Here is a 25,676-nt window from a genome sequence, read left to right as displayed (position 1 = left end):
CCACTCAGTCGAGTGGGCTTTTTGCATTGTCACTATGGATGAGTAGTACACCGCTGGAAGGCCAGCCCTGCAGACCCCCAATTCAATAAAAAAGCCCCTCTCGATTGAGCAGGGGCTTTTTTATTGGCTGAGATTTGGGGGGATTTAATAAATTTACATTTAGTTGGCTTCATTTATACTTTGCCTAATAAAGAATTTTAGTGGACTGTTTTGTGAACGTTTTTTTTAACTCTATTGTGCTTGTGATAGCAATTTCGCTGTTGACGATAGTTAACTCAGTTTATGCTTACCCGTTTAACAACTCGCTAAGTGTCGGTTGGCAGAGCCCCGATGATCCCTGGCTAAGCAGCGAAACAGCAAACTTCCGGTTCCATTACCCGCAATCTGCAGCGCATATCGCCGCCGAGGCTGCAGTTCTTGCTGAACAGGTTCACACTAAATTGGCTGTAGAGCTGAATTGGTAACCTAAAGCTAAAACCGTTATCGTTTTAACGGATGATCATGATACTGCCAATGGTTGGGCGACGATGCTGCCCTATAATCAAATCAGGCTTTATTTATTCTCACCGCAAGATGTTAATTCGTTAGAAAATTTCGATAACTGGTTGGCGCTATTGCTCACCCATGAGTATACCCATACGCTGCATCTCGATAAGGCCAGAGGGGCATCAAGCGGTTTACGCAAAGTGTTTGGACGGGGTGCCGGTTTTCTGCCGCTATTTCTTTATCCTAACAGCTTTCAACCGACTTTTATGCTTGAAGGTTTGGCAATCTTAAAGGAGTCTGCTGACGGGCAATCGGGCAGGCTGAACAGCAACTACTATAAAATGCTGATAGCTGACGAAGCACGCTATGGCAGCATGGACCTTGGCTATGCCAGCCATAGTGGTAGTTATTCTTATCTTTATGGGGCATTTTTTTATCAATTTTTGCTCGAGCAGTATAATGCCGAAAAAGTGCAGCAGTTAATCGAAGCTTATTCTGGCAAGATTATCCCTTATCGTATTTCAGCTACCTCAAAACAGGTTTTTGGTGTACGTATGCCGCTGTTGTGGCAGCAGTATCAGCAGTGGTTGGTTAGCAAGTTTGGCGATACTCCTGAATTAACACAAGGCGAGCTCGTCGATGCCAGCGCGGATAACCTGGCTTTTTACACCGGGTTACAGCAACCGCCTGTTGCCCGCGGTGCGCTGGTCTGGCGCCAGGTGCACGATGGTCATGCCCAGCCCTATCTGGCGGCATATGATAATAATCGCAATGAGCTGAAACGGATTAGCACTGAGCGTATTGGCATCTTTGATGTCAACGCGCTGGAGCACGTGGTTATTACCCAGCAACGCTATCGAGCCGACAACCGGTTGTACAGTGATCTGTATCTGTACACCAATAACGCCTGGCGTCAGCTGACGTATAAAGGCCGTTATACCGAAACACGCTGGTGGGGCAATGACAAACTGATTGCCAAGCGCCAGCACAATGGCCGCGGTGAATTGGTTGTACTAGATACTGATGGCAGGCTGCTTCAAACGTTATGGCAGGCAGCGCCTGATCAGGTCATAGGCCGTTTTACGGTATCGGTTTCCCAAGGTTTGCTGGTTGCGGCAATTCAGCAACAACAGCAAGGCTACCAGTTATATCAGCTCAATCTGGCCGATGGCCGCTGGCTCCAGTTAACTCAGGGTACCGGGATTAAACAACAGCCTCAATTTAGTGCTGATGGCTTACGTTTGGTATACACCAGTGATCAAGATGGTCAGTACAATATTTATCAGCTTGATTTCTCTGAAACTGTGCTGAAACAACAGCAACTGACTAAGGTGTCTTCTGGTGCATTTAACCCGACACTGGCGGCAGATGGTGCTTTATGGTTTGAACAGTATCAGCAAAGGACTCGTCAATTGCTGCGCTTGCCGGGCAGTGATTTCGCAGAGGCTCAGCTGTTGATGCTAGCACCGCAACTGGTCAGCTGGGATAGATCTGAGAAACCCGCTTTACCAGAAACTATATTATTGCCAGCAACGCCTTATCAGGCAACAGGTTCGCTGTGGCCAACCGGCTGGCAACCCGGTTTATCGGTAAATAACGATGCTACTCAGCTAATGCTCCAGACCTTTGGCCAGGATGCACTGGGTCGGCATCAGTACCAGCTGTTAGCCGGCATTGACAGTAAAGCCGAGAGCCTGTTTGGCCAGTTCAGTTATCAATACAGCAACACATACTCCTTATATCTGGAGCGAGAGATTGAGCATTATTCACTGCAACAGCAGATTTACCAATCCATAGCGACCGACCGTTTCAGTTTCTATCGCTTAAATGCGGTTACAGGCTGGGACGATAAGCTCAATTTACATGCTGGTTTGGTCAGTGAGCAATTTCGCGAATTGTATAGGGATCACGCTCAGTTAGCCGATGGATACCCTGGTTTACAGGCGACGATAGCGGGTGTGGCTTTACTGTTTAACAATTGTCAGCAGTTTTATCATAATAATGGCCCTTCACGTGGGCGCCGTTTATTAGTTTCAGCCGAAGCCAATGGTTTAGGCAGTGACTTTAGCGGCAATGTTTATCGGCTTAACTGGCGCGAGTACTTTCATTTGGGCCAATCTCATGTACTTCAGTTAAAGCTGGCTGGTAGCTATGGCAACGAGCATAGCCGGACCGTGCGGTTAGGTGGTGATAGCGCATCTGAGCCGTTGCTGGCAACCCGGCGCTATGCGCTGCGGGGTTATGCTGATAACTTGGCGCTATCAGGCAAACATGCTGCCATAGCCAGTTTGCAGTGGAATATTCCGCTGGCTGATCTGCAATGGAACTACGATACCTTTCCATTGGGGGTAAACCGGATATACGCCGCCGCCTTTGCCGAGCATGGCCGTTTATGGCGCCGCAGCACGGCAACAGTAGCCGAAGAGCAACTTAGCGGTGTCGGCATAGAATTGACAACCGAATTTACTGTAGGCTATCGCCTTACCCTACCTGTTACTCTTGGCCTGGCGAGGGGGCTTGATGATACTTATGGCGAAAACCGCGCTTATCTGAATATTAATCTGGCGGTCTTTTAGCTGCAATAATAGAGGGCGCACAGCAATAAGCTAGCGCCCTAAATAGCCGTCCCAGTCTTTCCAAACCGGTTGTAAACCTTGCTGCATCAGCGCTGCAGCTACCTGTTGTGGTGTGCGGCTATCGTCAATACTAAATTGCTCGAGGTTTTCCGGGGCAACGCTGTAGCCACCAGGCTGTGTTTTTGAGCCGGCACTGACACTGGTGATGGCTAACGGCACTACATGCTGCCGGAGCAGTGCCGATTCACGGGTAGAAAGACTGATCTCCAGCTCGGGTGCAAACAGCCGAAAAGCACAAATTAATTGAATCAGTTCTTTGTCACTGATGGGATAGGCGACACCGCTGCCACCACTGCAGGGGCGGATCCTGGGTACCGATAAACTAAAACGGCTTTGCCAGTATTGCTTTTGTAAATATTGCAGATGCTGTGCCAGCATCATGGCGTCAGCGCGCCAATCGGTCAGCCCCAGCAAAATGCCTAAGCCTATTTTATCGATTCCGGCCTGGCCAACTCGGTCCGGCGCGTCAAGCCGCCAGGGCATATCGGCCTTTTTTCCTTTTAAGTGATAATGTTGATAGGCACGGCTGTTATAGGTTTCCTGATACAGCATCACAGCATCAACACCCAGCTGCTTTAACAGCTGGTATTCAGCGGTATCAAGTGGCTGCACTTCTAACTGAATACTGCTGAAATAACGGCGGATCACAGGCAAGGCGTCGCAAAAATAGTCCATACCTACTTTTCGTTCATGCTCGCCGGTGACCAGTAGCACCTGATCAATCCCCAGCGCTTTAATGGCGAGACACTCCTGCTCAATCTCACTCAGGCTTAGGGTACGGCGTTTGACTTTTTGACTTAACGAAAACCCGCAATAAGTGCACTCATTGGCGCACAAATTAGATAAATACAGCGGCGCAAAAAGCTGTACCGTGTGGCCAAAGCGTTGCCGGGTGAGCCGCTGCGCTTTGCTGGCCATTTGGCTTAATAATGGCTCGGCAGCTGGGGAGAGCAAGGCCTGGAAATCCTGCAGTGTTAGCTTGGGTTGGCTTAATACAGCTTGCACCTGTGCTGTAGAAAAATTGCGACTTTGCAGTTGTAATGCCTGCCAATCCTGCTGTTGCCATTGTCTGTGATAGCTCATAGCGTTGCCAGAAAATCAGTGAACGGGCTGGAGGCAGTAGCTTGCTGCTGCGGTGTGGCCAAACCCGCAAGGTAAGCCATACGACCAGCATTGACCGCATTTGCAAAGGCGCCTGCCATGGCTACCGGATCATTACTACTGGCAATGGCTGTATTAACCAGTACCGCCGCGGCACCTAACTCCATGGCGGCGGCGGCATGCGATGGTGCGCCTAAGCCCGCATCAATAATCACCGGCATTTGCGCTTGCTCAATAATAATCTGCAGCATACTGCGGGTTTGTAGCCCTTGGTTAGAGCCTATTGCTGCACCCAGTGGCATTACCGCGACACAGCCAACTTGCTCTAATCTTTTACACAGCACAGGATCGGCACTGCAGTAGGGCAGCACCACAAAGCCCAGTTTAACCAGTTGCTCTGCTGCTGCCAGCGTTTCAATCGGATCCGGCATTAAATAACGTGGATCGGGGTGAATTTCCAGTTTTAACCAGTTAGTTTGCAGTGCTTCGCGGGCCAGCTCAGCAGCAAATATTGCTTCCTTAGCGTTTTTCGCACCAGAAGTATTGGGTAGTAGTTGGATATGCATATTACGTAACGGCGTGACTAAATCATCCTGCGGTTTAGTCAGCTCCAGCCGTTTTATGGCCAGCGTAACTAACTGGCAGCCACTGGCCCTGACAGCCTGTTGCATCAGCAATGGGCTGGCGAATTTACCACTGCCAAGCAGCAGGCGACTGCTAAAGGTTCTATCTGCGATCTGAAACATGTCAGCCTCCGGTTACTATCTGAAACAGTTGTACAACGTCATTCGGTTGTAAAATATGCGCTGACCAACAGCGCTTCACAATAACTGCATCGTTGATGGCGACTGCTAAACCTTCACCTGTCAGCTGATGTTGTTGCAGTAGCTCAGTGACCGTGCAACTGCTGGCTATTTCTAATGGTTGAGCGTTAAGCGTTATGTGCATAACGCGACTCCACTTTATATTGCTGAAATTGATTTTTTAACTGCACAAAGGCGTGCTCAGGGTCAGTTTGAGCGGTAATAGCTGACACCACCGCCACACCATCGACGCCACAATTAACCACGGCTTGCAGCCTGAGCATATCAATACCGCCAATCGCCACTGTTGGTATATCACGGCAAAGAGCAGCATAGTGCACAAGGCGCTGCAGCCCCTGTGGCCTGGATGGCATCTGTTTGGTTTGAGTGGCAAAAATATGGCCCAGGGCAATATAAGAGGGGCCAAGTTGCCTTGCCCGCAGCAGTTCAGCATAACTGTGGGTGGAGATGCCCAGCCGTAATCCGGCCGCAGCTATTGCTGGCAGATCAGCCTCGTTCAGATCCTGCTGGCCCAGATGTACGCCATAAGCGCCATATTTTATGGCCAGTTGCCAGTGATCGTTAATAAATAACCGCAGTTTGTAGTCGTTACTTAGCTGCACTGCCTGGGCAACTTGTTGTTCAATCTCGCTCGCTGAGCCGAGTTTTATGCGCAGTTGAATGACATCGGGTTCCAGCGGCAGTAAACGTTTCAGCCATTGCACGCTGTCGACAATGGGGTATAAACCTATTGGTGCAGCCATACTGGCGAAGCGAAGCAGGGGCTCAGGGATAGTGCCGGGCCCGTGCAGTTTAGGAAAATAACGATAGTCAATCGGCCAGCTGTGATGTTGCAAACAACCTGCGCCTTTACCCGTAGGATAGCCCTGTGCAAGCGCCTGTTGTAAATAGGCTCTGCCAACAATAAGGGCGTCATGCAGCGGGTAGCCGTGCGCGCACGCCACTGCGATTGCGCTGGATAACACGCAGCCGGTGCCATGATTATTAGCGGTAGTGATCCTTGGCTGTGTCAGTCCAAAAGAAGCAGAGTCGCTGATATAGCAATCTGTAATATCAGTACTGTCAGGGTTATGACCACCTTTGGCTAATACTGCTGCGGCACCCGCTTGAGTTAATAGCAAGGCTTGGCTGGCAACAGGTGCGTCAGGCATACCTGAGAGCAAGGCTAATTCCGGCAGGTTAGGGGTAATAAGGTCCAGCAATGGCAGCAACTGCTGCCAATTGCTGATAAGTTGCTCGCTGGCAAAATTGACCCCAGTACTGCTGCTAAGAACCGGATCAGCAATTACGCTAAACCGGTGCTTAGCTTTGTGTTCAGCCAGCCATAGCACCAGTTGCTGTAGTAGCTGCACATCGGGGATCAGGCCAATTTTAATTGCTTTGGGCGGCAAATCGTTTAGCAGGCAATTAAGTTGGGCGATAAAGATTGCCGGGCTAACAGCTTCAGTACTTAGCACGTCAGTGCTGTTTTGGGCCGTTATTGCAGCAATAACACTGCAGCCATGGCATCCCAGGGCATTAAAGGTATGCAAATCAGCCTGAATACCGGCACCGCCACCACTGTCTGAGCTGGCGATAGTCCAGACCACAGGTTTAGGATCAGCCACTGGCCTATGCATCGGTAAGCGCCTCTTCCTGCTGAATTTGCTGATTAAGCCGCATTGAACAGAATTTAGGGCCGCACATTGAACAAAATTGCTCACTGTCCGCACCTTCATGGCTTAGCGTTTCATCGTGATAGGCTTTGGCGGTAAATGGATCTAATGCCAAGTTGTATTGATCCTGCCAGCGAAACTCATAACGCGCTTTAGACAATGCATTGTCACGCAACTGCGCGGCGGGGTGGCCTTTGGCCAAGTCTGCCGCATGGGCGGCAATTTTATAGGCAATTAGCCCTTGTTTTACATCTTCTTTGTTTGGCAAACCCAGGTGCTCTTTGGGTGTGACATAACACAACATGGCACAACCAAACCAGCCAATCATGGCCGCACCTATGCCTGAGGTAATATGATCATAGCCAGGAGCAATATCAGTTGTCAGCGGGCCAAGTGTATAAAAAGGCGCTTCATGGCAGTGCTTTAATTGCTCGGTCATATTCTGCTGAATAAGCTGCATCGGCACATGGCCTGGCCCTTCAATCATCACCTGTACGTCATAACGCCAGGCAATTTTGGTCAGCTCGCCTAAGGTACGCAGTTCTGCAAACTGCGCGGCATCATTAGCATCGGCAATACTGCCCGGGCGTAAACCGTCGCCAAGAGACAACGATATGTCATACGCTGCGCACAGCTGACATATTTCTTCAAAGTGCTGATATAAAAAGCTTTCCTGATTAAATATCCGGGTCCACTGCGCCATTATAGCGCCACCACGCGAGACTATGCCGGTTACGCGTTTTGAGGTGAGGGCAATATAATCCTTTAAAACACCAGCATGAATGGTAAAGTAATCAACACCTTGTTCTGCTTGTTCAACCAGGGTGTCGTAAAATACCTGCCAAGTGAGTTTACTGACATCACCATTCACTTTTTCCAGTGCCTGGTATATCGGCACAGTGCCAATCGGTACCGGGCTGTTGCGTAAAATCCAGTCACGGGTTTGATGAATACGCCGGCCGGTGGATAAATCCATCACCGTATCGGCGCCCCAGCGGGTGGCCCAGACTAATTTTTCTACTTCTTCTTCAATACTAGAGCTGACTGATGAATTGCCGATATTGGCATTGACCTTTACCTTGAAATTGCGGCCAATAATCATTGGCTCGGCTTCAGGGTGATTAATATTGGCCGGTATTATCGCCCGGCCAGCAGCGACTTCCTGCCGGACAAATTCGGCAGTGATCTGTTTAGGTATCGCGGCGCCAAAGCTTTCACCCTGGTGGCTTCTGATACCATCTGGCGTTGCCGCCATATTTTCTCTCAGGGCAATAAAATGCATTTCCGGGGTAATAATGCCGGCGCGGGCATAGTGCAGCTGGGTCACCGTTTTGCCGGCTTTAGCACGTAGTGGCTGCTGCGCAAACTCGGTGATTTGCTCATCCAGCGCTATGTCGGCAAAGGCCGGTAGCGGCGAGGGTTCGACATCAAGCCGGGCGTTTATCCATGACAGGCGTATTTTAGGCAAGCCTTTTAACACATCCAGGCTTTGTGCCGGATCGCCATAGGGGCCCGAGGTATCATACACCGGCAATGGCGCATTGGCCTGCTCAGTGCCATCTGCCAGCCAGCTTGGGCTTAAATGAATTTCCCGCACGGGTACTTGCACACCGCTTAGGCTACAAGGTAAGTAGCGGCGTTCTGAGCCAGGAAAGGTTTCACCCTGCAGCGCCTGAATATAGGCTCTGGCATGGGTACGTAACTCACGTTTAGATAAAGCATTAGCAGACATAGCAAACTCCGGTTAACAAGTTGGGGTTGCTTGTCCGGAGTGGGGGCAGGTGATAACTAGCAATTATAGCGCCAGGCGGATTAATGCTAAGAAATGTGCTGAAATTCCCCTTGTTTCCCTTCGCAGGTATTAGCCTGATCAGGTTCAACGGATCCCGTTTTCACGGTCTCAGCCCGCTGTAAACAGCTAGGCACTCCGACAAGTAGTGGCTGAGTATAAAGGCAGCTTCTGGAAATTGAAAGAGCGTGTCGTTAACTCTTTGCTTGAACTAATCGGAGTTGTTAGCTGAAAGGATGTGTTTTATGTTGAAAACGTAACTCAGCGTTACACTTCGGAATATAATAAAAAAAGGGAAATGAAATGAGAGATGTATTGTTTTTTGATTCAATGCTTACCCCGAAAATAATTACTTTTGTCTATTGGTTGTTGTTGCTGGCGGTCTTGGTCAGCGGCCTGGGCGCCGTGTTTTCTGGTTATGGTAGTTTCTGGTCCGGGCTTGGTATTTTAGTGTTTGGTAGTATCGGCGTGCGGATTTGGTGCGAATTATTAATTGTGCTGTTTAAAATTCATGAAAACCTGAAAAAGCTGGCAGATAAAGAGTAAACTCAAACACCGGTTCCGGCCGGTGTTTTTCTTTAAAAACACGCTTTCATTACAAGTTTTGTACATATAGATATAGCGCTTTTAAGATTTTCATCTTTTGCTCGTCACTGGCGTGTTCATGTGCCAGGTTTTCCAGCGCCAGGCTGAACTCTTCCATGGTCAGATTCGGGTTGTCCAAACCGTGCATCAATTTATCAGTCCGGTAACGCTGCCATTTTTGTTGCTCGCTATCACTTAAACTTAGCGGGAAATTTCGGGCCCGGTATAAAAACAATAAACTGTTCAGGCGCTCGTCGCTAAACACTGGCGCGTTTGCAGCTAATTGCTCTGGGCTTAACTGATGCAGTTGCAGCATTTTTTGTTTGTCGCCATCACTGATAAAGCCACTGTACAGCTGATAATCCGGGTTGGTTTCGCTCGGGTAATCAGCCGTTTGCTGATAGAGCTCAACGACCTTTTGTTGTAACTCCCGGTGCTGCTTAAACCACTCCAGATGGCTAAGGCAACGCGCCCTGTCAATGCCTAATGTGGTAGCTCGCTCTACGCTGAGCGTCTTGGCATTGGCCAGCACCGGACATTTGTTTAAATGAATAAGCTTCAGGCCCAACCGCTCTTCGCCTTCTGCCAAATCGACGCTGCGGGTATAGAGTTTAGTGCTAAGGGTTTGCAGATCATCAGTCAGTAATGGCGTAGGATCAGCCTGCAGATTGTAGCAAATAACGGCATTTTTGTTGGTTGGATGAAAGGCCAGGGGCAGCACCCAACTGACACAACCAGAGCTGGCTGGAAACTTAGATGACACATGTACCAGCGGCGTTAAGCCGGCAACGTCTATCAGCTCACTGACCTTAGCTTTTTTACGCAGCTCAAACAGATAACTGAACAGCTTAGGCTGTTGCTGTTTAATTAGTTTGGCAATAGCAATGGTGGCGTAAACATCCGACAAGGCATCATGTGCTTGTTCGTGCGCCAGACCATTAGCTTTGGTCAGTTGTTCCAGCTTAAAGCTGGGGCTGCCATCTTCACGTAATGGCCAATTAATGCCTTCAGGCCGCAGCGCATAGCAAGCTCGCACCACATCAATTAAGTCCCAGCGGCTGTTGCCGTGCTGCCACTCACGGCCATAGGGCTCATAAAAATTGCGATACAAACTGTAACGCGTTACTTCATCATCAAAGCGTAAACTGTTGTAACCCAGTACGCAGGTATTGGCTACACTAAAGCGCTCAGCGATCTTTTGCATAAAGTCTGTTTCGTTCATGCCCTTTTTGTTGCACAACTGCGGGGTCAGGCCGGTAATGATCGCGGCTTGCGGATGAGGCAGATAATCATCGGCAAGCTGGCAATACCAGACATCAGGCTCGCTGATAATATTCAGTTCTAAATCAGTACGAATGCCGGCAAACTGTGAGGGGCGGTCCCGTTTTGGATCGGCGCCCCAGGTTTCAAAATCATAAAAATACAGGCTGGCATGGTTCATAGATAAATACTTTGTTATAAAAATTTCAGTCATTATAGCAAGTTGCTATCTGGCTGCATCCGTTTAGTGCTATAAAAGATCAGCACGCTCATCGCAATACCAGGCTGTTTTATCGAGTTTAGCTGCTACCTGAAGGCTAAGCCGGCATAGTCTGCTATATCACTAATTAATAAGGTTCAGTATGAAGTCAACACTACTCCAAGCCGTTACATTAAGTTTAGCGGCAGCTTGTGCAAGTTATGCCTGCGCCAGCGTTCCGGTTGGCATTGTTATCCATGGTGGTGCCGGTACTATTGATCGCAGCCAGATGACCGAAGCGCAACAAAAAAACTATGAAGCCACACTGGCTGATGCCGTCAATAAAGGCTATGAATTACTGGCCGCAGGTGGCAGTAGTCTGGATGCAGTAACGCTGGCAGTGACTGTGCTGGAAGACTCGCCGCTGTTTAATGCCGGCAAGGGAGCGGTATATAACTGGGATGAAACCCATGAGCTGGATGCTGCCATTATGACCGGACAGGATCGTAACGCCGGGGCAGTAGCCAGTGTTACCAATGTTAAAAACCCCATTTTATTGGCCCGGGCCGTGATGGAGCAATCTGCTCATGTGATGTTAACCGGTGCAGGTGCTGAGCAATTTGCCGCTGCCCAACAGTTAGAGCTGGTTGAAAATAATTACTTTAATACCGAATTTCGCTACGAAGCGTTAAAGCGGGCAAAAGAGTCGCAGCAAGCGTTACCGCATCAGGCGGCACTGATGCCTGATCCTAACTGGAAAATGGGCACTGTCGGTGCTGTGGCTATCGACAGCGCGGGTAATCTGGCCGCCGCCACGTCAACCGGCGGTATGACTGCGAAACGTTGGGGACGGGTGGGTGATGTACCTGTTATCGGTGCGGGCAATTTTGCCGATAACAGCAGTTGTGCCGTGTCGGGTACTGGCCATGGCGAGTATTTTATACGCTATAACGTGGCGTCAGATATTTGTGCCCGGGTCAAATATCAGGGCAAGACTGCGGCGGTGGCGGCTAACGAGGTGATCAGTGAACTACTAACCGTTGGCGGTACCGGTGGCGTTATTGTGGTAGATACCAAAGGCGAGCTTAGCTGGGCCTTTAATACTCCAGGGATGTACAGGGCCAAGCGGAATCACGCCGGCATCGTTGTTGAAATTTTCAGCAGTCAGAGTGAAAAAACAGGCAATTAACGCAACCTTAGCTAAACTGGTTAAGAAGTAGCAGGTTGCATTTGGATGTTGTGGAGGGGAATAGATGGATTTACTAAAAGTAGCCGACTATATGCATCGTCACCCGGTAACCTTTACCGTTGATATGCCCGTAGAATTGGCTGTAGACAGGTTAATTAAAGGCCGGCAGACTGGTGGGCCGGTAGTGGATCTTGATAATAAGATCATTGGTTTTGTCTCTGAGCAGGACTGTCTGGCCAGAATGCTGATGTCCACTTATCATGATCAGCAATCGGCGCGGGTTGCTGACGTAATGATTACTCAGGTATTAACGGTAAAACCCTATGATGGCGTTATTGATTTAGCTCAGACCATGCTGAAACTTAAGCCAAAGTTATATCCGGTAGTTGATGATGATGGCTACTTACTTGGCATCATTACCCGCTCTGATGTGCTTGGCGCAATAGACAAAGAATTGCATTCGCACTACCGGCGCGTTGTTTAACGCTAGACCTTTACCCCGCTAGCTTGGTAGCATGGCGCCCTCTGATTTCTGAGGGTGTTATTTTGTTGGTTGAGCCCATGCTATCTGCTACATCTCTTTATTCGAAATTAACCGATTGCCTGTTACAGGATCAGTTTCGGCTGCGTCGCCGTTTAGCTAATAGTAAAAAAGTAACCGAGCCAGCGGCTTTGCAACAGCAGTTGCTGAAAATAGCTGCGGATATCGAACGCTCGGCAGCACGGCGCAATGAGCGCCAGGCGGCGATGCCAACGATTAACTACCCAATGGAGTTGCCGGTTGCGGCAAAAAAAGACGATATTAAAGCGGCAATCGCTGCCCATCAGGTGGTGATTATTGCCGGCGAAACCGGCTCTGGGAAAACGACTCAAATCCCAAAAATTTGCCTTGAGCTTGGCCGTGGCGTGGCCGGTACCATTGGTCATACCCAACCGCGGCGTTTAGCTGCCCGCAGCGTCGCAGACCGGATTGCCGAGGAGCTCGGGTGTCAGGTTGGCCAGCAGGTAGGCTATAAAATCCGTTTTGGCGACCACACCACTCATCAAACGCTGGTTAAACTGATGACCGATGGCGTACTGCTGGCAGAGATGCAGCAAGATCGGTTTTTAAATCAGTACGATACGATCATTATTGACGAAGCGCACGAGCGCAGTCTGAATATCGATTTTTTGCTGGGATATTTAAAGCAGTTACTGCCAAAACGACCAGACTTGAAACTGATTATTACCTCGGCCACCATTGATCCGCAGCGTTTCTCTAAACATTTTTTTGATGCGCCCATTATTGAAGTGTCAGGCCGGACCTATCCGGTTGAAACCCGCTATCGACCCTACGCTGAGCAAGCAGATAAAGACGCCGACCCGCTGCAGGGTATTTTTGATGCAGTAGAAGAGCTGTATCGGGAACCTCCGGGTGACATACTGATCTTTTTAAATGGTGAGCGGGAAATTCGTGATACCGCCGATGCGCTGGAAAAACTGCAGCTGCGGCACACCGAAGTATTGCCGCTGTATGCCAGATTAAGTGCAGCCGAACAGAACCGGATATTTCAAAGCCACGCCGGGCGGCGCATCGTACTGGCCACCAACGTGGCAGAAACCTCGTTAACTGTGCCAGGTATTCGTTATGTAATTGACCCCGGTACTGCCCGCTTATCCCGCTACAGTTACCGCTCAAAAGTGCAGCAATTACCGATAGAAGCCATTAGCCAGGCCAGCGCTAATCAGCGCAAGGGCCGTTGTGGCCGGGTTGCCGCCGGTATTTGTATCAGGTTGTATAGCGAGGAAGACTTTAGCGGCCGGCCGGAATTTACCGATCCGGAAATACTGCGCACCAATTTAGCGTCGGTTATTATGCAAATGCTGGCGCTGGGACTGGGTGACATTGATGCCTTTCCGTTTTTACAGCGCCCCGACAGCCGTTTTGTTAACGATGGCATTAAACTGCTGGAGGAACTTGGTGCGATTGAGCCGCAACGCGGCCGTCAGCAATTAACCTTAACTGCCCTTGGTAAGCAGCTGGCCCGACTGCCGATTGACCCCCGGTTGGCGCGAATGGTGGTCGCAGCCAGCGCTAATAATGCCCTGAACGAAGTGCTGGTAGTAGTGGCCGCCCTCTCTATTCAGGATCCACGCGAGCGGCCATTAGACAAACAACAAAAAGCCGATGAATGCCATGGTCGGTTTGCCGATACCGACTCTGACTTCAGTAGCTGGTTAAAGCTGTGGGCCTATCTGCAGCAGCAACAGGATGAACTGAGTAATAACCAGTTTCGGCGCTTGTGTCGTCAGGAGTTTTTAAATTATCTGCGGGTCAGAGAGTGGCAGGATTTAGTCAGCCAGTTAACTCAATTAGCAAAAGAGCAGGGCCTGTTGCTCAATAGCAGCTCGGCGGATTATCAGGGGCTGCACAGTGCGTTATTAACCGGTTTACTCGGTCAGGTGGGCTTTAAAGATACCGAAGCAGATTACTTAGGCCCGCGGCAAACCCGGTTTTATGCGTTTCCCGGTAGTCACTTATTTAAACGCAAACCAAAATGGGTGATGGCGGCAGAGTGGGTCGAAACCAGCCGCTTGTATGCCCGCAGTCTGGCCAAAATTGAGCCGGAATGGATAGAACCACTGGCCGCTCATTTAGTCAGCCGCAGTTACAGCGAGCCGCACTGGGAGAAAAAGCGCGGCGCAGTGGTTGCCTACGAGCAAGTATCGCTGTACGGGCTGGTGATCGTGCCCAAACGGGCAGTGCTGTACAGTAAAATAGATGAGCCGGTATGCCACCAGATTTTTATCCGCGAAGCGCTGGTGAACCAGGATCTGGGCACTAATGATGCGTTTTTAAGCTACAACCAGCGGTTGATTGAAGAGGTTACCGCGCTGGAAGAAAAATCACGCCGGCGCGATATTCTGGTAGATGAGGACACTCTGGCTGCTTTTTATGCGGATAAAATTCCGCTTTGGGCCAATAACCGGATAGATTTTGCTAAATGGTGGAAAAAACAGCGGGCTATCGATCCGTACTTTTTAAATTTTGACCCGGATAGCCTGCTTAACCGCGATACCAGTGATATCACCGCCGACAAATTTCCAGAAAGCTGGCGCCAGGGTAATTTAACCTTGCCACTGGAGTATCATTTTGCCCCGGGTGAGCTGGACGACGGTATCAGTGTCATTATTCCTTTGGCGCTACTTAATCAAATTGAAGACAGGGGCTTTGACTGGCTTATTCCGGCGCTACGTCATGAGTTACTCGTTGCCTTGATTAAATCGCTGCCTAAGCAATACCGGCGTAATTTTGTGCCGGCTCCCAACTATGCCGATGCTTTGTTGCAGCTGATTGCGCCGGATCAGGGCAAATTGCTTGAGGTAATAAGCCAGCGTTTAAAGCGAATGTCTGGTATCACACTACCTGAAGATGCCTGGGACTTAACCAGCTTGCCAGCCCATTTAAGCATGAACTTTAAGGTGGTGGATGAGAACGGTAACACCTTACAACAAGGCCGTTCACTGGCGCTGTTAAAACAAGGCTTACAAGGGCAAGTACAGCAAAGCCTGAGCCAGGTGGCAGAGCAGGGCATAGAGCAAACCAGCTTGACTGACTGGAGCTTTGGTGAATTACCGCAGGAATATGTCAAAGTGCAGGCGGGCTATGAAATAAAAGCCTTTCCGGCATTAGTGGATGACCGTGATTCGGTGGCCATTAAATTACTTGATAACCCGCAGCAGGCCAGGCAAGTCAGCAAGCAGGGCTTACGCCGCTTATTGCTGCTAAATGTGCCATCACCGGTGAAGTACTTGCAGGAATCACTGCCTAACAAAGCCAAGTTAGGGCTGTATTTTAATCCCTTTGGTCGGGTGCTGGAACTGATAGACGATTGTATTGCTGCCGGGGTGGATACTCTTATTGCTCAAACCGCAATGCCGGGCAACAGCCAGGCATTTAACCAGTTACGTGACAAGGTCCGGGCCGAGCTGGGTGATACCGTGGTGGCAATAGCGCTACAGGTTGAACAAATCTTAACCTTAGGCCATGATATTCAAAAACGACTGAAAGGCAAAGTTGACCTTGCCCATATTCAGTCACAGGGCGATATCAAACAACAGTTAAATGAGCTGGTGTTCAAAGGCTTTGTCAGCAGCCATGGTGCTGGCAGGTTGCAGGATATCTTGCGTTATTTGCAAGCCATGCAAAAACGGTTGGAGAAATTACCGGTGGATCCGCAGCGCGACCGCTTATTGATGCACGAGTATCAAAAAGCCGCTGATGCCTATGATACTTTGCTGGGTAAGTATGCGGGCAATCCGCTGCTACCCGAGCCGGTATCAGCCATTTACTGGATGTTGCAGGAGTTAAAAGTATCATTGCACGCGCAGCAGTTAGGCACACCTTACCCCATTTCGGTGAAACGGATATTGCATGCAGTAGCGGAATTAAAACATTAGGCTGGCATTTGGGTGAGCTTTAAACAATGACATAGCATCGCATGCAGATTGGGCTAGTGTTTATGCTACTTTACAGGCACAGTGGAAAGTTCTATAACTAACGTTGTAGTATTGACAGGGGAAAGTTATGTTAACAAAAGGCGATGGACGGCACTATTTCAGAATGATGGTAAATGCCGATGTGCAATTACTGCTGAACGATCCTGAAGCAGGCCGGACGATAGATGGGGTTTGCCGTGACTTAAGTGCCTCGGGTATGTCAGTAGATATTGATGAGCCGTTGGAAATGGGTACTTTAATTAAAGTCCGGCTGGAATCAAATAACGCCAGCATTCCGCCGCTCGATGCCACTGCCAAGGTGGTGCGTTGCGCTCAGGAAAGTGAAGATGGCTACCAGATAGGCCTGGCCTTTATGGAATTAAATTAAACCCGCCAAAAAGCGGGCTTAATTTAAAGGTTGTTACAAGGTGTCTGGCCTGTGCAAAGCAGGCTAGCCAATTCTGCAGATTAAACCTTTAAGATAATGTCCCTCCGGGAAGGTACTTAACACCAGATGGTCGCTGTCTTGTTGTAAACGCTCCAAAAACTGACACTGCCTTTTGGCATCTAAAGCGGCGTCGGCAACAATTTTCTGAAATAAACTATCTTCCATTAAGCCTGAGCAGGAAAACGTAAACAGTAAGCCACCTGGTTTCACCAGCTGCATCGCTACCATATTAATATCTTTATAGCCGCGGCAAGCACCCACTAGCTGGGATTTATTATCGGCGAATTTTGGTGGATCCAGAATCACCATATCAAATTGCCGGCCTTGCTCCCGGTAATGCCGCAGCAGCTTAAACACGTCAGCTTTCTCATGCTCTAACGCAGTAAGATCAAGCTTATTTAACCGGGCATTGCGCTCGCTGGTGGCTAAAGCAAGTTCAGACATGTCTACGTTAGTCACCTTACTGGCGCCGCCTTGTAATGCGGCAACCGCAAAAGTACCGGTGTAGCTAAAACAGTTTAAAACAGTTTTAGCCTGGGCATAACGTTTAACCGCCTGGCGGCTGGCCCGCTGATCCAGATAAAAACCGGTTTTATGGCCGTTAATCACATCTACCTGTAACGCCATACCATGTTCCTGGATCACGACTTCACCGCTGTCGCGTGGCAGATGCAACCAGCCCGTAGTTGGTTCCAGACCTTCTTTTTTACGCACATCAACATCCGAGCGCTCATAAATGCTGTGTTCTGGAAAGAGTTTAATCAACGCTGCCAGTAGCAACTTGCGGCTGGCCTCGGCGCCGGCAGATAATAACTGACACACCAGCACATCGGCATATTTATCTATGGTAATACCGGGCAAACCATCAGACTCGCCTGCTATCAAGCGCACGGCGTTAGTTGTACTTTGGTTAAACAGGCTTTGCCGTAACTGCCAGGCGTCAGCTAATCGCGAGTAGAAAAAGTCGGCATCAATGCTCTGGTTCTGCACAAAGCTCCATACCCGCGCTCTGATCTGAGAGCGCGGGGAGTACGCTGCCGTGGCCAGCCACTCGCCTTTACTGCTGAGTACATCAACAATATCACCGCTGTTCGGGGTACTGATAACCTGACTTATTGCGTTAGAAAAAATCCAGGGATGCTGGCGCTTCAGGGCTTTCTCCCGACCTGGAGCGAGAATAATGGCCGGACTTGCAGTTTGCTTGCTCATGCGTTTAGTTACACTGTGCTAGACTAAAAACCGCATTTTAGAGAAGCTGGCGACAAAGCTAAAGTAAAAACTGTCTGTCAGCCTCAATTAGGGTATTTATGGTGGAAATACAGCAACAGATGCAGGTTGTCTCGGTGCTAAGCCCGGGTAAAAACAGCCGGCTGACTATTGAACAGCAGCCAACCCCGGTGGCGAAGCCTGGTCAGCTACTGCTTAAAGTAAAGGCGGCCGGTGTGAACCGGGCTGATTTGATGCAGCGCCTCGGACACTATCCGCCACCGCCTGGTGAGAGTGATATTCTCGGTCTGGAGGTAGCGGGTGAGGTGGTGCAGGTTGGTAATGACGCAGATGAACATTGGCTTGGCCGCGAAGTGTTTGGCATTGTCGCTGGCGGCGGTTATGCCGAGTATGCGTTGTTGCAAACAAAGCATGCGATTAGCAAGCCCGCGCACTGGACCTGGCAGCACGCAGGGGCTGCCGCCGAAACCTTGCTGACTGCCTATCAGTTGTTATTTACCCTGGGTAAGCTTAAAAGCGGGCAGCGCGTTGTACTGCATGCCGGTGCCAGCGGGGTGGGAACCAGTGCCATTCAGCTGGCAAAGTTAGTTAACGCCCAGGTGGCCGTCACTGTTGGCCGGCCTGAAAAAGCCGACGCCTGTTTAGCGCTTGGCGCTGACATCGCCATAAATTATCAACAGCGTCAGTTCAGCACGGCATTAGCTGAGCAGTGGCCACTGGGGGCTGATCTGATTCTGGACCCGGTAGCTGGTGGTTATGTAAATGAGAATATTAAAATACTGGCAGACGATGGCGTTATTATTATCTACGCTTTAATGGGAGGGCGGATAATTGAGCAGTTTGATATGGCTGCTTTGTTTAAAAAACGGGGAAGCATGTTATGTAGCACTTTACGAAACCGCACTAATCAGTATAAAGCTGAGTTAACCGCCAATTATGTCGCAACCTTTGGTCAGGCCATGGCTGCAGGGAAGCTTACGCCGTTAGTGAGTGAAAGTTTTAGCTGGAAAAATGCTGAACAGGCACATAATGTTATGACTAATAACAATAATATTGGTAAATTAGTACTGATGTTTTAAAGTTGAGTAACCACTAGCGCTATGCGCTTTATCTGGTGTGGCAGCATAAACAAAAGAAAACAAGGAACAATACGGATAATGTCAATCGGCAATGTAGGCAAGTCAAATTTTACCAAGGCGGTAAAAGCACTATTAAACCGCGTTTATGACACTACCGTGGTTGCAGATTCCTTATTTGAGCAAGCAATGATTTGGTATGGCAGTTTTGCCGAGCGACAACAACAGCAAACCGAACTGGAGCAGCAGGTATTTTTATTTAAAAATCGCCAGGCGCAGGCCAGTAAGGGGGATCAGGCATTAATTGAGCGTAATCTGCAAAAGGCCCAGAACGAGCACGAAGCCTTTAGCCAGGTTCAGCAAGACGATAATCTGACCCGTTACGAATCATTACGTCGGCTGTGCCTGGATATTCTGGCGTTGTCAGACAGTGATAGCTTTGAAGAAACCAATATTCAAACTGCAAAAGTACTCGGCACCATTCAGTTGATGTCGCCAACCGAGGGTAAGAACGTCGCGGCGTCTAATCAGAAAAGTAAGCACTTATATAAAGCATTGTTAAGTTTACGCTTGCTCGATCGGCTGTTGCTGGATAACCATATTAGTCATCCCTTTATTGTTAAACGTAAGCAAGCGATGACAGAAACGCCGCGTAGCGACGATTACCAGCCTTTCAGGGATGATATCCAGGTGCCTTTGCTGATGGCCGCCTTGTTACAGGATATTGGTAGTTGTCATCCGGACGCTCAGCGCATTTTAAAAGGTCCGGCGGGTGATCTGGATGAATTCAGAATGCTGGAAAATGAAGAACGAACCGAATTGCTGAAAATCAGTTATCGGGAAAGTTTGAATTATGTGGTGCATGCACTCGGAACCGGGGTGTATCAGGGCAATTCAAAAGAGCAACGGGATTGGTTTGTTCAGAACGAGCGTGAAAAACAATCGTTTTTAATTTTCCTGTTAAAAAATGCCATTAAGCCAGAGCATGGTGTTGGCAATTTACTGAAAATCCCACAAATTTATACCTCGGTTGTGTTGTCAACCAAAGCGAATTACAGCTATGAAAGTTTGCCCAAGGTAGGGCTGGTACTGGAAAAAGGGGTTGAAAAGGGTATTTACAGCCCGGTGGCGGTCGCCGGGTTACTTAAGATCACAGGCATCTTTCCACAGGGTTTTGGCGTGACCTACATTCCAAAAGATTCAGACCGGCAGGATTTAGACCGTTACGAATACGCCATCGTAACCGGTTTATACCCGGAAGATCCCCGAATGCCGATATGCAGGATGGTTACCCGTAACCTGACATATAACGTCTCGGCCCAGGGCTGTGTGATCAGTGTTGAAAACAATTTATATTATCCGCCGGCACGCAAAAAGCTGGAGAGAATAAGCGAAGAGCGGCTGCTGGAGATTTTAAGCAAGCTGGTATCCAATTTTGAAGAGCGAAAAAACATGGCGCTGCTGCCAAAATGTTGGCATCCGTCAGAATATTTCTCTTACACTAAAAATCAGAACCTGTGGAACAAAGCCCTGACCAATTCGAACTAATCTATTCTGTTGCAGACCGTTGGCCTTGTTGTGCTTGCGTTTCACCTTCAGCTACAGATGGCTCGGTTACGATTACATCATCTGCACTTTCCGCGGTTTTTTCTGCTGTTTGGGGGCTGGCTTCTGGCTCCGGCTCGGTCAGTGTCTCATCACGCATTTGCTGCTGTACTAAATCTTCGTTAACTCTGGGGTCTAATGCTGCTGCCAGCGGCGAAGAGACTAAATCACCTGAAGCTACCTGGTAGTCTGAGGATTGTTGCTGCGATAACATTCTTTTGGCCATCTTCTGATTGTAATTTACCCGTTGTAAGCGGATAAATAATATTAAACAGGCGACTGCCATATAACCATACAACATACTGTTACCTAACAATTGCATCAAACCGGAAGCAATTAACGGGCCTATGGTGGCGCCAATACCAAAAGTAAGCAAAATGGTCGCAGACAACGCTACCCGCTCCTCTGGGTCGATATGCTGGTTGGCCAGTGCGGTTGCCAGGGGGTACAGGGTAAACGCCAGAATACCAAAGCAAAATGTCATGGCAATAAGTAAGGGGCCGCTAATGGGCAGGATAGCCATGCTTAACACCAACAAGCCCAGCAAGGCACTGTTTACCCGTAATAAGCGGCTGCGCGGTATTTTATCTGACAGCTTACCCATCGGCCATTGCGCCAGTAAACCGGCCAGGATAGTGGCCGACATAAACACCGCTATTTCTTTAGTGGATAAACCCGAGCCTGCAGCAAAGGCCGGTGCCAGGCCATAAAATGAGCCTGAAATGCCGCCAGCCATCAGTATGGTGGTGAGTGACTGCGGTACCTGGCGCCAGAATGGCAGAATTTTCAGTGGTGCCGGATGCAGTGGTGCCGGGTGGATGCGGCGGGTTAACGCAATGGGCACAATACATAAGGCGTAACATATGCCCACCAGCAATAGTGGCTCTAAACCCAGCTCTGGAAAAAACGACAACACCGTTTGGCCGGCCACCATGCCAATGTAAGAAACAATCATATAGCTGGCAAACACCGTACCGCGTTGATTGCTTTCTGCCTGTTCATTTAACCAGCTTTCCAGCACCATATACTGGCACATCATACCGGTACCCACCAGCAAACGCAGTACCAACCAGAACTGCAAATCATCGGTTAAGGCATGGCCTAACGCTGAGGCCGTTACCATTCCTGCGCTGGCAACAAAGGTACGAATATGGCCAACCCGGCCAATTAATTTATGGCCGAGCTTGGAGCCTACCACCAGCCCCAGGTAATAAGCTGACATCATGCCACCAATCCACAGTTGCTGAACACCGTCTGCTGCCAGTGATAACCCCAGGTAGGTGGTTAACAGGCCGGCGCCCAATACCATGATCAGGGTAGTGGCAAACAGTGATGAAAAACTGCGAAACGGGCTATGCATCAGTTTATTTTACCCGCATACCTGGCAGGGCGCCGTCATCGGGGCTTAAGATAAATACGTCGCCGCCACCAGGGCCTGCCGCCAGTACCATACCTTCTGATAAACCAAAGCGCATTTTGCGCGGCGCCAGGTTAGCCACCATCACCGTACTGCGGCCAATTAAATCTTCGGGCGCGTAGGCGGCTTTAATGCCGGCAAATACCTGACGGGTTTCGCCGTTGCCAATATCCAGTTGCAATTGCACTAGTTTATCAGCGCCTTCAACGGCACTTGCACTGACAATCTTGGCCACCCGTAAATCGATTTTGGCAAAATCGTCAATGCTGATAGTCTCGCTGATGGGCTCGCGTTCGGTCACAGCAACAGCTGGTAGCTGCGGTTGATGCTGCGGGGTCGCTTGCAGGTTTTCAGTGGAGGCCTCAACCATGGCGGCGACTTTTAGCGGGTCGACCCTGGTCATTAAGGCTTTAAACGGGTTAATGGCATGGTTAAGCAGTGGTTGGTGGTAATTCTGCCAGCTAAGCTCAGTATTCAGAAAGGCTTCCACTTCGCCAGCCATCACCGGTAATACCGGTTTTAAATACTGCATTAATACCCGGAATAAATTCAGCCCCATAGAGCAGACATCATGGGCCTCCTGCTGGCGGGCATCATCTTTTACCAGCACCCAGGGCGCCTTGGTATCAATATACTGATTGGCTTTATCGGCCAGCGCCATAATGTCGCGCACAGCCCGGGCAAACTCGCGCTTTTCGAAACTGTCGGCAATGCTATCGCCGGCAGCAACAAACTCTTGCAGTAAAGCCGGCTCTGCGACACTGGCCGCCAGTTTGCCGTCATACCGCTTACTGATAAAACCAGCACAGCGACTGGCGATATTGACGACTTTGCCAACAAGGTCCGCGTTAACTTTCTGGGTAAAATCATCCAGGTTTAAATCCAGATCGGTAATGCCAGAGGTCAGTTTAGAGGCAAAGTAGTAACGCAGGTATTCCGGGTTTAAATTATCCAGATAGGCGCGGGCTTTGATAAAGGTGCCGCGCGATTTCGACATTTTAGCGCCGTTAACGGTGACAAAACCATGAGCATAAACGGCATTGGGCTTTCTGAAACCGGCGCCATGCAGCATGGCTGGCCAGAACAGGCTGTGAAAATAGATAATGTCTTTACCAATAAAGTGATACACCTCGGCGCTGGAGTCTTGCTGCCAGAAACTGTCAAAATCGATATTATGCTTATCACAGTAGTTTTTAAAACTGGCCAGATAGCCAATGGGGGCATCTAACCAGACATAGAAAAATTTACCCGGTGCTCCGGGGATTTCAAAGCCAAAATAGGGCGCATCACGGCTGATGTCCCACATTTGCAGGCCATCGATAAACCATTCCTGCAATTTGTTAGCCATTTCCTCCTGCAGCGCGCCACTGCGGGTCCAGTCTTGCAACATCTGACTGAAAGCCGGTAAGTCGAAAAAATAGTGCTCTGAATCTTTTAACACCGGGGTGGCACCCGATACCACTGAGCGCGGATTTTTCACATCAGTAGGGCTGTAGGTTGCACCGCACACATCACAGCTGTCGCCATTCTGATCCAACGCGCCGCATTTAGGGCAATCACCTTTTACAAAGCGATCGGGCAAAAACATATTTTTTTGCGGGTCGTACAGCTGACTAATGGTTTTACGTTTAATGTAACCGGCATCATCCAGACGTTTGTATATCAGGCTGGCAAATTCGCGGTTTTCTTCGCTATGGGTAGTGTAATAATTATCAAAACCAATCGCAAAACCGGCAAAGTCCGCTTCGTGCTCAATTCTGGTTTGGGCAATCATCTGCTCCGGCGTAATGCCCTGTTGCTGGGCTTTAAGCATAATAGGGGTGCCGTGGGCATCATCGGCACATACATAGTAGCACTCATGGCCACGGGCTTTTTGAAAACGCGCCCAGATATCGGTTTGTATGTATTCGAGCAGGTGGCCTAAATGGATGGGTCCATTAGCATAAGGTAAAGCGCTGGTGATCAAAATTTTCCGTTGCGACATCAGGTAGGCTCTTTGCATAAATAACTGAAAAAATGTTGCTTAATGATACAATAGCCAGCATTAAATCGCATCCGCCAATGCCCTAATGCGGCAAAAATGCAGTAAAAAAAACTGAATTGCCGCTACTTCGGAGTAACAATGTTTAATTGGTTAAAAAAGTCGGCTGAAAAATCAACGCATAGCGCGGCCAGCTCCCGCCAGCCTCTGGCAGACAATCAGCAAGCAACTGAAGAATTCAGCAGCCTGGCAGCAGCCTTGCGCGCCAACGCACCGCTTATTGCTGATATTCAACATATCGTACTGGTTGCATCCGGTAAAGGTGGGGTGGGTAAGTCGACGACAGCGGTAAATCTGGCCACTACCCTGGCACAGCTGGGCCTGCGCACAGGTTTGCTCGATGCCGATATTTACGGGCCATCCATTCCGCTGATGTTAGGGCTGGCTGGTGCCAGAGCAGATTCACCGGATAATAAGCTGCTTAATCCTAAGCAGGCTTTTGGGATAAGTTTGCAATCTATTGGTTTTCTGGTCGACCCGGACAAAGCCTCAGTCTGGCGCGGGCCTATGGCCAGCCAGGCACTGTTGCAACTGTTAAATGAAACCCTGTGGCCGGCGCTGGATATACTTATTGTCGATATGCCACCGGGCACCGGCGATATTCAGCTTACCCTGGCGCAAAAGCTTAAAGTGTCGGGAGCGCTGATTGTTACCACGCCACAGGATGTGGCACTGGCCGATGCTGGCAAAGCGATTGCTATGTTTAATCAGGTAAAAATACCGGTATTGGGCCTGATTGAAAATATGAGTTATTACCAGTGCCCGCATTGTGGTGAGACTGATGATATTTTTGGTACTGAAGGTGGGGTAAGGCTGGCTGAACGCTATCAGGTGCCGGTACTGGGGCAGCTGCCGTTGCAGCGGCAAATTCGCCAGCAGAGCGATCAGGGCGAGCCTGCAGTGTTAAAGCTGCAGCCAATTGCGGAAATTTACCGTACAATCGCGCTGCAAATGTTAAGAAATATAACCGGTGCTAACGCGCAGCAGGTTGAAATTGTAATAACGGATGATTAAGCATGAGATTGAGTGACCGCGATATAGAGCGTTATCTGGCAGAAGGTAAAATTGGTATTACGCCAGCGCCAGATGCCGACATGATTAGTGGGGTTAGCGTTGATATTCGCCTGGGCAATAAATTCAGGGTATTTCAGGCGCATGCCGCCCCTTTTATTGACCTGAGCGGGCCGCGGGCGCAGGTAGATGCCGCACTAAACTCAGTAATGAGTGACGAAATTTACATTAGCGACGATCAGGTATTTATTCTGCACCCGGGTGAACTGGCGCTAGGGGTAACCCAAGAGTCGGTGCGGCTGCCTGCTGATATAGTAGGCTGGCTGGATGGTCGCTCTTCCCTGGCGCGTTTAGGGCTAATGGTGCATGTTACGGCGCACCGGATTGATCCGGGCTGGTCAGGTAATATTGTGCTGGAATTTTACAACAGCGGTAAGCTGCCATTGGCGCTACGGCCGCATATGAAAATTGGTGCGCTGAACTTTGAGCTGATGACCACGCCAGCAGATCGTCCTTACAACACAAGGGCCGATGCCAAGTACCGCCAGCAAACAGGCGCAGATGCCAGCCGGATTGGCCACGATGATAAAAGTTGAGCCAGCGTGGTAATTTAAAATTAAAAAACCCACGCCGGGGCGTGGGTCAAAA

Annotated in this window: 19 protein-coding genes, 1 pseudogene and 1 riboswitch; of the genes and pseudogenes, 11 read left to right on the top strand and 9 right to left on the bottom strand. The window is 49.5% G+C overall.

All coding sequences use genetic code 11. The features are described 5' to 3' along the window. Positions 1 to 212: 212 nt before the first annotated feature. Positions 213 to 464 (top strand): hypothetical protein, encoded by a 252-nt coding sequence (locus WG68_RS18265; RefSeq protein ID WP_046559165.1) that lies wholly within the window; start codon positions 213 to 215, stop codon positions 462 to 464. Between the two features lie 63 nt (positions 465 to 527). Next, the gene (locus tag WG68_RS18260) at positions 528 to 3,062 is read left to right on the top strand and encodes a PD40 domain-containing protein (protein WP_046559164.1); all 2,535 of its coding nucleotides are present in this window, start codon (positions 528 to 530) and stop codon (positions 3,060 to 3,062) included. 30 nt (positions 3,063 to 3,092) lie between these two features. Here the strand turns inward: WG68_RS18260 and thiH are convergent, their stop codons facing one another. The 5 genes and pseudogenes from thiH to thiC all read right to left on the bottom strand — a co-directional run. Beyond that, positions 3,093 to 4,205, bottom strand: a complete 1,113-nt coding sequence (gene thiH, locus WG68_RS18255) for a 2-iminoacetate synthase ThiH (protein WP_046559163.1) — start codon at positions 4,203 to 4,205, stop codon at positions 3,093 to 3,095. Beyond that, positions 4,202 to 4,969, bottom strand: a complete 768-nt coding sequence (locus WG68_RS18250) for a thiazole synthase (protein ID WP_046559162.1) — start codon at positions 4,967 to 4,969, stop codon at positions 4,202 to 4,204. The genes thiH and WG68_RS18250 overlap by 4 nt, the downstream gene beginning before the upstream one ends. Position 4,970: 1 nt before the next feature. Beyond that, positions 4,971 to 5,171 carry a sulfur carrier protein ThiS gene (thiS, locus tag WG68_RS18245; RefSeq protein ID WP_046559161.1) on the bottom strand — a complete coding sequence of 67 codons (201 nt, stop codon included), beginning with the start codon at positions 5,169 to 5,171 and terminating at the stop codon, positions 4,971 to 4,973. Further along, the gene (gene thiE, locus WG68_RS18240; RefSeq protein ID WP_046559160.1) at positions 5,155 to 6,666 is read right to left on the bottom strand and encodes a thiamine phosphate synthase; all 1,512 of its coding nucleotides are present in this window, start codon (positions 6,664 to 6,666) and stop codon (positions 5,155 to 5,157) included. Before thiE ends, thiS begins: the two co-directional genes overlap by 17 nt. Positions 6,667 to 6,682: 16 nt before the next feature. Next, positions 6,683 to 8,434, bottom strand: a pseudogene (thiC, locus tag WG68_RS18235) (phosphomethylpyrimidine synthase ThiC); the annotation flags it as partial. Positions 8,435 to 8,531: 97 nt separating this feature from the next. Continuing rightward, positions 8,532 to 8,642: riboswitch (TPP riboswitch) on the bottom strand. 152 nt (positions 8,643 to 8,794) lie between these two features. On the opposite strand from thiC, the gene WG68_RS18230 reads away from it, so the two are divergent. After that, positions 8,795 to 9,037 (top strand): DUF4282 domain-containing protein, encoded by a 243-nt coding sequence (locus WG68_RS18230; protein WP_046559158.1) that lies wholly within the window; start codon positions 8,795 to 8,797, stop codon positions 9,035 to 9,037. A gap of 49 nt (positions 9,038 to 9,086) precedes the next feature. On the opposite strand, the gene sbcB is transcribed toward WG68_RS18230, so the two are convergent. Continuing rightward, positions 9,087 to 10,517 carry an exodeoxyribonuclease I gene (sbcB, locus tag WG68_RS18225; RefSeq protein WP_046559173.1) on the bottom strand — a complete coding sequence of 477 codons (1,431 nt, stop codon included), beginning with the start codon at positions 10,515 to 10,517 and terminating at the stop codon, positions 9,087 to 9,089. Positions 10,518 to 10,698: 181 nt separating this feature from the next. On the opposite strand from sbcB, the gene WG68_RS18220 reads away from it, so the two are divergent. The 4 genes from WG68_RS18220 to WG68_RS18205 all read left to right on the top strand — a co-directional run bounded on the left by WG68_RS18220 (position 10,699) and on the right by WG68_RS18205 (position 16,591). Further along, positions 10,699 to 11,724, top strand: a complete 1,026-nt coding sequence (locus WG68_RS18220; RefSeq protein WP_046559157.1) for an isoaspartyl peptidase/L-asparaginase family protein — start codon at positions 10,699 to 10,701, stop codon at positions 11,722 to 11,724. A 64-nt stretch (positions 11,725 to 11,788) separates the two neighbouring features. Beyond that, entirely contained in the window at positions 11,789 to 12,208 is a 420-nt protein-coding gene (locus WG68_RS18215; protein WP_046559156.1) for a CBS domain-containing protein, read from the top strand. A 77-nt stretch (positions 12,209 to 12,285) separates the two neighbouring features. Next, positions 12,286 to 16,164, top strand: coding sequence for an ATP-dependent RNA helicase HrpA (gene hrpA, locus WG68_RS18210; protein ID WP_152663155.1), 3,879 nt, complete (start codon positions 12,286 to 12,288; stop codon positions 16,162 to 16,164). 127 nt (positions 16,165 to 16,291) lie between these two features. After that, positions 16,292 to 16,591, top strand: coding sequence for a PilZ domain-containing protein (locus WG68_RS18205; RefSeq protein ID WP_046559155.1), 300 nt, complete (start codon positions 16,292 to 16,294; stop codon positions 16,589 to 16,591). 63 nt (positions 16,592 to 16,654) lie between these two features. Here WG68_RS18205 and WG68_RS18200 read toward each other — a convergent pair whose 3' ends face one another. Beyond that, the gene (locus tag WG68_RS18200) at positions 16,655 to 17,860 is read right to left on the bottom strand and encodes a class I SAM-dependent rRNA methyltransferase (RefSeq protein ID WP_046559154.1); all 1,206 of its coding nucleotides are present in this window, start codon (positions 17,858 to 17,860) and stop codon (positions 16,655 to 16,657) included. A gap of 98 nt (positions 17,861 to 17,958) precedes the next feature. On the opposite strand from WG68_RS18200, the gene WG68_RS18195 reads away from it, so the two are divergent. Both WG68_RS18195 and WG68_RS18190 read left to right on the top strand, forming a co-directional pair. Beyond that, positions 17,959 to 18,957 carry an NAD(P)H-quinone oxidoreductase gene (locus WG68_RS18195; RefSeq protein WP_052749164.1) on the top strand — a complete coding sequence of 333 codons (999 nt, stop codon included), beginning with the start codon at positions 17,959 to 17,961 and terminating at the stop codon, positions 18,955 to 18,957. 78 nt (positions 18,958 to 19,035) lie between these two features. Next, positions 19,036 to 20,502, top strand: a complete 1,467-nt coding sequence (locus WG68_RS18190) for a hypothetical protein (protein ID WP_046559153.1) — start codon at positions 19,036 to 19,038, stop codon at positions 20,500 to 20,502. A 1-nt stretch (position 20,503) separates the two neighbouring features. Here the strand turns inward: WG68_RS18190 and WG68_RS18185 are convergent, their stop codons facing one another. After that, positions 20,504 to 21,919, bottom strand: a complete 1,416-nt coding sequence (locus tag WG68_RS18185) for an MFS transporter (RefSeq protein WP_046559152.1) — start codon at positions 21,917 to 21,919, stop codon at positions 20,504 to 20,506. A gap of 4 nt (positions 21,920 to 21,923) precedes the next feature. Further along, positions 21,924 to 23,960: a methionine--tRNA ligase gene (metG, locus tag WG68_RS18180; RefSeq protein WP_046559170.1), complete on the bottom strand. Its 2,037-nt coding sequence runs from the start codon at positions 23,958 to 23,960 to the stop codon at positions 21,924 to 21,926. 138 nt (positions 23,961 to 24,098) lie between these two features. On the opposite strand from metG, the gene apbC reads away from it, so the two are divergent. Both apbC and dcd read left to right on the top strand, forming a co-directional pair. Next, positions 24,099 to 25,031 (top strand): iron-sulfur cluster carrier protein ApbC, encoded by a 933-nt coding sequence (gene apbC, locus WG68_RS18175; protein ID WP_046559151.1) that lies wholly within the window; start codon positions 24,099 to 24,101, stop codon positions 25,029 to 25,031. Positions 25,032 to 25,033: 2 nt separating this feature from the next. Beyond that, on the top strand, positions 25,034 to 25,624 hold the full coding sequence (gene dcd / locus WG68_RS18170; RefSeq protein WP_046559150.1) for a dCTP deaminase: 591 nt from the start codon (positions 25,034 to 25,036) through the stop codon (positions 25,622 to 25,624). Positions 25,625 to 25,676 lie beyond the last annotated feature (52 nt).

The organism is Arsukibacterium ikkense (genome assembly GCF_000987775.1).
Taxonomy (GTDB): Bacteria; Pseudomonadota; Gammaproteobacteria; order Enterobacterales; family Alteromonadaceae; genus Alishewanella; species Alishewanella ikkense.
Note: the sequence above shows the minus strand (reverse complement) of the source record. Positions and strands in the feature narration are given on the sequence as shown.